General features: G+C 30.5%; 6 protein-coding genes. All 6 read right to left on the bottom strand.

Annotated features, from left to right (window positions below; genetic code table 11):
• Positions 1-623 precede the first annotated feature (623 nt).
• Positions 624-1,403 (bottom strand): hypothetical protein, encoded by a 780-nt coding sequence (locus B5G32_RS09425; RefSeq protein WP_087936495.1) that lies wholly within the window; start codon positions 1,401-1,403, stop codon positions 624-626.
• A 42-nt stretch (positions 1,404-1,445) separates the two neighbouring features.
• Positions 1,446-2,369 (bottom strand): hypothetical protein, encoded by a 924-nt coding sequence (locus B5G32_RS09420; RefSeq protein ID WP_087936494.1) that lies wholly within the window; start codon positions 2,367-2,369, stop codon positions 1,446-1,448.
• Between the two features lie 234 nt (positions 2,370-2,603).
• Entirely contained in the window at positions 2,604-3,179 is a 576-nt protein-coding gene (locus B5G32_RS09415) for a hypothetical protein (protein WP_087936493.1), read from the bottom strand.
• A 37-nt stretch (positions 3,180-3,216) separates the two neighbouring features.
• Positions 3,217-6,282, bottom strand: a complete 3,066-nt coding sequence (locus B5G32_RS09410; protein WP_087936492.1) for a type I restriction endonuclease subunit R — start codon at positions 6,280-6,282, stop codon at positions 3,217-3,219.
• 1 nt (position 6,283) lies between these two features.
• On the bottom strand, positions 6,284-7,468 hold the full coding sequence (locus B5G32_RS09405; RefSeq protein WP_087936491.1) for a restriction endonuclease subunit S: 1,185 nt from the start codon (positions 7,466-7,468) through the stop codon (positions 6,284-6,286).
• Positions 7,465-9,033, bottom strand: a complete 1,569-nt coding sequence (locus B5G32_RS09400; RefSeq protein WP_087936490.1) for a type I restriction-modification system subunit M — start codon at positions 9,031-9,033, stop codon at positions 7,465-7,467. Before B5G32_RS09400 ends, B5G32_RS09405 begins: the two co-directional genes overlap by 4 nt.
• Positions 9,034-9,035 lie beyond the last annotated feature (2 nt).

Raw genomic sequence — 9,035 nt, 5'->3', positions numbered from 1 at the left:
TTTAGAAACGGAATCACCATTTTCTAGCATGGTAAAAATCTCATTACGTTGATCAGCGGTCATATGTTTATTTTTAGAAATATTTTCATTCATATCATTAATCCAGAAAATGAGGAACAAATAATCAATAACATATAACATTAAAATTCGTAAGACTAAATTCCACTTTATTTTTTAAAGTAGAATTTACTTTTACAATTAACCTTTTATATTTGATAAATGATTTATCAAATATTTTTATATAAAAACAAATGGAAATAGTATACAATATTTAAAGGAGATGATTTCTATGAAAATAATTGCATTTACAGGAGCAGGAATATCAAAACAATCCAATATTCCAACATTAGTGGATATGTAATAAGGATTCTCCAATTAATATTGAGTATTTTAAGATTTGCATTTAGTGTAATGTTATTCTGATTATTTTTATTCTAGTATCATGCTATTTCCAAATATTAACTATTCAATCGCTAGCATATAACTAATGCTCAAATAGTCATTAGAAATATAGAACAACGCATAATGTACTCTTATTAAGAATTAGAGATTTTTTTAAATCCCCTAAACAGCTTTAATAATTAACGGTCACTTACCTGTATTTTCATCAATTCATACTGTTATCACATATCGAGTAACTTGATAGTAGCTGTATAATAATCTAAATTTTTACCATACTGATATTTTAAGGGAGTTAATAATGATTCATCAATATTTTTTAGTAGTAACTTATAATCATTTTCTTCTAAATTAATTTTATATTTAAATGTTTTTGTTTGATTACCATATTTAACTTTAATAAACAAATCATACTCTCCTATACTCCAAAAAAAGTCTTTTTTTATTTCGTTTATAGCATTCAAATATGCACCGCTTTTCGTATATACTTCATATGCTTCAATATAATCATCATGCTCATTTTTGATATTTTTTATACTATCAAACAATTCTTTAGTTAAAAGTTTAAAAATTCTACTAAATGTATTTGATAAATCACAAAACTCCGTAAATAAACAAACAATATTATCTGATTCGATTTTGAAAGGATGTGCTGCTTCTGTAGTTTGCATAATATTATAACTCATTAGTTGATTTACTGGAGAGATAAAGCTTCCCCATGTAAAATTTAATGTTTTCTCATCTCTACAGCGGACAATTTTTAATGAAATATTTCTTATTGATGTTGATTTATTTTCAGCTTCATATACTCCATCTATGCGTATATATGGTCCAGATTGATTAAAGTACACAAGAACTCGTTCATTCGGAAAAAAATTCAATTTTGTCTTAACTACCCATTTTTTCCAAATCACTTGTACTATTGGAATTAATATTCCGATAAATGCCAAACAAATAGCAAGAAATTCATAGAATGTCATCGAGGTTGTAAAATCTATCTTCATTTTTCTCTCCTTTACTGTAATAGCCATCTTAATTTAATTGTTTTATCTTTTTAATTCTTCATATAATTTTTCCTGATTATCATTTAGTTTCTTTAAGAAATCCAAATCAACAACAGATTTTAATTCTCTACTAAGTTGATATATATGTTTATTAATATCATCTAGTTCGTCTTTTAATTCAATTAAATTATTAAAACCAAAATCCATATTTAAATTATATTGTTGGTTTAATTTTTCAGATAGTGTAATATTAAATTGATTTTTTCTACTTTCTACTATACCACAATTGTCTATTTGATTATCAAGTTGTTCATTAAGTTGTTCGAACAACTTTTTAGCTATAGAATATGTCTCATAGTTTATATTATGAGCATGCATAACATCATTTCGAATTGTTTTAACTAGCATGTAATTTTCTTTTAAAATATCGTCATCACTTTTACTAAATAGTTCACTCCACAAAGATTCCTCATCATGATCTTTTATATATTTTAAAATTTCTTCTTTAGACATTAAATGTTTATTACTATTCATCCATTTCAATGTATCTTGAGTAAACTTTTCGTCTACAAATAGCATGCCAAAAATCGTTCCCAAATCTTTTTTTTCTAACATTTGAATTTTATCTTTATAATTTGTATTATCTGCAGTAGCTAAATACAGTAATTTTCTCAATTTTCTTTCAAACGCATTAATTAATGGAAATAATGTTTTATTAAAATACTCTGACGCTTCATTACTTACTACAATTATTTCATCATCTTCTAAAAGAATATCATTTATCTCAGATAAAATTCTTGCATTATCTTTGTTATCTCCAACTATTTCTATACAAAAATATAGTAACTCAGTATTAGGAATAATTTTCTGATTATATTTGATCATTTTTTTCTTTTTATTCACAGTATCAATTCTACTATTACATATACTTAATTTTTCTTTATGAATTAAATATTCTAACTTCATTTGCTCTTCCTTTCCTCATCAAATAAAAAGATTGATTTACGAAAATATTAGTTGTATTAACTATTTTTATTTTTTATATCAACATTATTATTCTTAATATTATATTTGGTTCAAAAGATACAAAACAATCGTTTCCTATCTATCATTCAAAATTTCAATATTAAAATGATTATTTTAATAATATAAATGAATCTTTCTTTATTGATTCAACTAACTTTATTTTTTATTGATTTCTTACTTTTTAGTATATATAGCATATAATTTTTCTATTATTTCCTGTTTTTCAATTTCAAAATCCGTTCTTGTATTATTAGTATATTCGTTTAATAGATTTGTAAAAAACATTAATGCAAAACAAAAAAGAGTTGCTGCACCATTTATTTTATTTATTAACAAATTATTGGAAATATCCAACCATGGAATCAATATTATTGCACATATAGAATTTACATAACTTATAACAATTACTAATTCTGAAGTTTTACATATTAGAGATCTCTTTTTTTCACTGGATTCAAATAACTTTTTTCTATTTTCTAAATCTAAGAGAAGGTTATTTTGTTTAATATCACTTTTTAAATGATCGTAGCACATATCATATAAATTAATAAGTTCTCTAATTTCTAAATAATCCTGGCTAATAGACTTAGATAATATTTTTAGTAGTTCTGCCAGTGAAATACTTAAAGAAACAACCGAAACTATGAAATAAATTTTATATGATAAAACTCCATTGCTAAAAATCTGTTTTATTCCTAATATAAAATACGCTACACAAATACCTAAAAGATATGGATTTACTTTCTTCATCAAAAATTTCTCCTTTTAAACCAATCAAATTTATGTATCATAATATCCCAAAATATTTTTCAAAAAATATTTTTAACTTGTTTATCACAATTTGTTTCTTTTTGTCTCGTGTTCCACCACCAAAGCGTGATATGGGAGGTAATATCTTATCTACATCTGTTCCCATTGTTTTTAAAACACCATCTCTAAAGGCATTTTCCATCAATCTCTTTGTTTCCTCGGGTTTAAGTTTTTCTTCTTGAATGAGTTCTTGAATATCCATTTCTTTTTGTTCTTGAACAAATTTTTGCCAATCTTCATTTACATCACTACTTGCATTAATTGTTTCAATAAAGTCTTCGATTAGTTCTTTCTTTGAACGTAATTGTAAACTTGATCGAATGGCTTTATCGATCGCAACCAGGATTTCTTTATCCTTACAATTTTCATCATGATATTTAGCAACAAGCATCAAGATATAATCGATATTCACTTCCACTTGTTTAACAAGTTCCATCTCAAAGACAACATCATCTAGGATACTATCTTTATCTACTTCTTTCGGTTTGATTTCCTGATAGATATCATGGTAATTTCCAGTATAATCTTGGAAGTCAATTGGAGATAGAATCTCATTGCCTTCGAATTTGTCAAAAGCGGATAAGATGTTTCTTAATCGCAAAATATTTCCAAATAAAACGATAAAATCTTTCTTGTTTGTATCTCCTATGATTGGTTCACCTAAAGGGAAACGAGAAAGCAATTCTTGAATTCTTTCTTCATATCCTTTCAGTGTTCTTCCTTTATCATCTACACAGCCATAATAGTAGTCTTCATAAGACTTCAATAGAACGATTCCGCTAGCTTCCTTATCACCAAATAATTGGATTGCATCGTTGGTTTCTTTTTCTAAATCACGGAAACAAACAATATTTCCATATGTCTTTACCGAATTTAAGATACGGTTCGTTCTTGAGAATGCCTGGATCAATCCATGCATCTTCAAGTTCTTATCGACCCATAAAGTATTCAGTGTTGTCGCATCAAATCCAGTTAAGAACATATTGACAACGATCAATAAGTCGACCTCTCTTTTCTTCATACGATTCGACAAATCTTTATAATAATCTTGGAATCCTTTGCTTGAGGTATCATAATTTGTTTTGAATTGTTTATTATAATCATCAATAACCATTTCCAAGAAATCACGTGAGCTTTGATCTAATCCTTCCGTATCAAAGCTTTCATCTTCTAGGATTCCATCTGGACTATCTTCATTTGGAGCAAAGGAGAAAATCGTTGCAATGGTCAGATCACGATGTCTTTCAGCAATCTGTTTTTTTAGTTCCATATAATATTTCTTACAAACGGGAATTGAACTAACCGCAAACATGGAATTGAATCCATTTACTCGTTGCCCTTTCAAACTATAATACGAATTGCGCATGGTCTTTTGATCAAAGTGATCCAAGATATATTTAGATACTTCTCGTATTCTTTCCGGAGAAGCCAAAGCCTCTTCGGTATCAATTGCCTTTACTTTTTGATCACTTGTATCGTCTTTTTGTTTCACAGTATTGATATAATCAATACGGAATGGCAATACATTACCATCATTGATAGCATCTACAATCGTATATGTATGAAGCTTTTCCCCAAAAGCCTGTGCTGTTGTTCTTAGATTTGGATTGCCACCGGTTCCTGCATTGACAGAGAAGATAGGTGTTCCAGTGAATCCAAATATATGATAATTCTTAAAGTAACGATCCACTTTAATCGTTTTTTCTTTTTTCTTTATCATTCCACCTACGACCCGTGTATGCATATCTCCAAACTGACTTCGATGACATTCATCAAAGATCAATACGATATGTTTATCACGAATGGGATGCGACGGATTCTTTGTAATAAAGACATCTAACTTTTGAATCGTTGTAACGATGATTCGTGCATTTTCATCTTCCAATTGTTTTTGAAGGACAGCTGTATTTTTATTTCCGTTCGCAGCGCCTTTTTCAAAACGGTCATATTCCTTGATTGTTTGATAATCCAGATCCTTTCTATCCACTACGAAAAGAACCTTATCAATATAAGGCAAATTGGTTGCCAATTGCGCTGTTTTAAATGAAGTCAAGGTTTTGCCGCTTCCTGTGGTATGCCAGATATAACCTCCAGCTTCGATTGTGCCTGTTTTTTTATAGTTTGTTGATACTTCGATACGGTTCAATATTCGTTCGGTCGCTACGATCTGGTAAGGCCGCATGACAAGAAGCAATTCTTCTGTTGTGAACACGCAGTATCTAGTCAATATATTTAACAATGTATGTTTGGCAAAGAATGTTCTTGTAAAGTCAACTAAATCTGGAATCGTGCGATTATTACCATCCGCCCAGAAAGAAGTAAACTCAAAGCTATTCGATGTTTTCTTACTTTTCTTTTTTGAAAATGTTTCATTTTCTTTAATATGACTGAATCGAGTCGTATTCGAATAATACTTTGTATTCGTTCCATTCGAGATTACAAAGATCTGCACATATTCATATAGACCTGAACCAGCCCAAAAGCTATCTCTTTGATAACGATTAATCTGATTAAACGCTTCTTTGATAGCGACACCACGACGTTTCAATTCGACATGAACCAAAGGCAAGCCGTTCACAAGGATGGTCACATCATACCGTGTATCATGTTTTCCACCATCTTCTTCATACTGGTTGATGACCTGTAGACGATTATTATGAATATTCTTCTTATCGATCAAAGAGATATTCATCGTTGAACCATCTTCACGTGTCAGGTTCTGTATATAATCTTCTTGGATCTTACGTGTCTTTTCTACAATTCCTTCATTATTATTCGAAATCTTGTGTTTAAAGAATGTATCCCATTCCTTATCCGTAAACGTATAATGATTCAACAATTCCAACTGTTTTCTAAGATTATCGATCAAATCTTTTTCATGATGGATATTGATATATTCATAGCCTTGTTCACCAAGCATCTTAATAAATGCTTTTTCTAAGGAAGCTTCACTCTGATAGGAATCCGAACGACCTGACTGTGGTACATATTCGGCAACGACCGTACTTTCACTGGTCGATAAGATCATATTGTATGTACTCATATCATTTCACTTCCTCTAATGGTTTAAAAGTTAATAACTTATCTCTATAATATTCATATTGTTTCTGACGCGCTTCGATTTCTGCAGGCAATCCTTCACTGATATCGTTACAAAGCTTATCAAAACGATCTAAGATATCAACGATACGTTGTTGTTCTTCGAAAGAAGGTATTGGTATACAAATGGAAGATAAATCTGTTGAATTAATTGCAGGTGTTCCTCCTTCTTTTTTGTTGGCCAAAATAAGATAATTGTTAGAAGACAAAAAATAATATAAGTATTTATTCAATACTTTGTTATCAGTAGAACAAATCTTATAGCACAATGGTCCTAACCAGAAAGCATTACTTTGATATCCAACAAATCCAATCCCACCCTGGCCTCGAGAAGGTGTTGTAACGACATCTCCTTCACAATTATACTCATTTGCATATCCTGAATTACTTGTTCCTGCATTTATATATTCATATTTTGTTTTTTCCGTTTCGATAATCTTAGGCTTTTTACCTGTTTTTATAACAGAAAAATCTCCTAGCCTTTTAAAAGAGATATTTGAATCGAAACGAAGTAATTTATCTCTATAATATTCATACTGTTTTCTTCTTGCTGTAAGCTCTGCTGTAAGCTCTGCTGTAAGCTCTGCTGTAAGCTCTGTGAAATTGTCCAAAATACGGACAATTTCTTCTTGGACTGGAAGAGGGGGGATGGGTATGCAAAAACTCATCATTTTATTAGAACTCAGGTTGGGTTGAGCCCCTGAACCACAAGAAACGTTTAGAATTTCTTTGCTTTTTGTACAAAGCCAATGAAATAAAAATCTTCTATTTAGTTTTTTTTCATTCGGCTTGAATAATCCTACTCGTTGATTAAGATATAAAGTTTCATCGTTATTGTAATATCCAATTTTTCCGGTTGTAGCTCCTGACATTGCAACAACAATATCTCCTTTTTTCACTTTATATCTATCTAAAGATTCTTTATAATCTTCTCTATCAAAAAAAACATAATCTGAAGCAGAAATATTACCATCTTGTATATTAGTTATTCTCAGGATTGGTAATCCTATTTCCTTAAATAATGCACTCTTAAAAGAAAATCCATTTTGAAAATCACAAACATCTCTTAATTCTGTATATTTAATACCATGTGGACACAATTCTCGAATCAAATCGTCTAATTTACTCATTCTTCCACCTCAATTTCGGAGATGATCTTAGCTATTTCATCACGTAAGACTTGTTCTCTTGTTACAATCTTTTCAATTGCATCATTTAGTTCTTTGATGTCAATGACTTCTCTTGTGTCTTCAGGTTCTACATATGTGCTGACAGACAAGTTATATTCATTTTCTTTGATTTCTTCATAAGGTACGCAACGTGCAAAATGATCAACATCTTCTCTAGAAACAAATTCATTTACGATCTTTTGAATATTTTCATCTGTTAATTTGTTATTGTTGGTTACTTTTACATATTCATTGGATGCATCAATAAACAAAGTATTATTATCCGTTTTATTTTTCTTCAAGACCATAATACAGGTAGAAATACTTGTTCCAAAAAATAAATTGTTAGGTAGTTGAATAATGCAGTCGATGAAGTTGTTATCAATCAAATACTGACGAATCTTCTTTTCGGCTCCTCCTCGATACATGATCCCTGGAAAGCATACGATAGATGCGGTTCCATTAGTAGCTAACCAAGCCAAAGAATGCATGATAAAGGCAAGGTCTGCTTTTGATTTAGGAGCCAATACTCCAGCTGGAGAAAAACGTGGATCATTGATCAACACTGGATTATCATCACCTTCCCATTTAATAGAATAGGGCGGATTTGAAACAATGACTTCAAATGGCTCATCATCCCAATGCTGAGGGCTTAACAACGTATCTTCATGAGCAATATCGAATTTATCATAGTCGATATCATGCAAGAACATGTTGATACGACATAAGTTATATGTTGTTAAATTGATTTCCTGTCCATAGAAACCTTGACGTACTTTATCTTTTCCTAAAATCTTAGAAGCTTGTAATAACAGAGAACCAGAACCACAAGCTGGGTCATATACCTTATTTACTTCTGTCTTGCCTACGACTGCCAATCGAGTCAATAATTGTGATACCTCTTGCGGAGTAAAGAATTCTCCACCACTTTTACCAGCATTGGATGCATACATACTCATCAAATATTCATAGGCATCACCAAAAGCGTCGATGGAATGATCTTTATAATTTCCAAGTTTCATATTGGCAATACCATCCATCAATTTCACAAGATTCGCATTTCGTTTAGCAACCGTTGCTCCTAATTTATTGCTATTCACATCGATATCATCAAACAAACCTGCAAAATCATCTTCACTATCACTGCCTTTTGCAGACTCTTCGATATGTCTAAAGACTGCTTCCAATGTCATATTCAGATTTTCATCTGATGAAGCTTTCTTTCTCACATTACAAAACAATTCAGAAGGAAGGATAAAGAATCCTTTTGTTTGAACTAAATCTTCACGTGCCTGTTCTGCATCTTCATCCGATAATATAGCATAATCGAAACCAGTATTTCCTGCTTCTTCTTCACCTTCATTGATATAATTAGTTAAATTTTCTGAGATGTAACGATAGAACATCATTCCCAACACATAACTTTTGAAGTCCCATCCATCGATACTTCCGCGTAATTCATCTGCAATTGCCCATATAGCGCGATGTAATTCATCTCGTTCTTGATCTTTATTAATTTCCACCATTA

The organism is Massilimicrobiota sp. An80, assembly GCF_002159255.1.
In the GTDB taxonomy this organism is placed as follows: Bacteria; Bacillota_I; Bacilli_A; order Erysipelotrichales; family Coprobacillaceae; genus Allocoprobacillus; species Allocoprobacillus merdigallinarum.
This window is presented reverse-complemented; position numbering and strand designations above follow the sequence as displayed.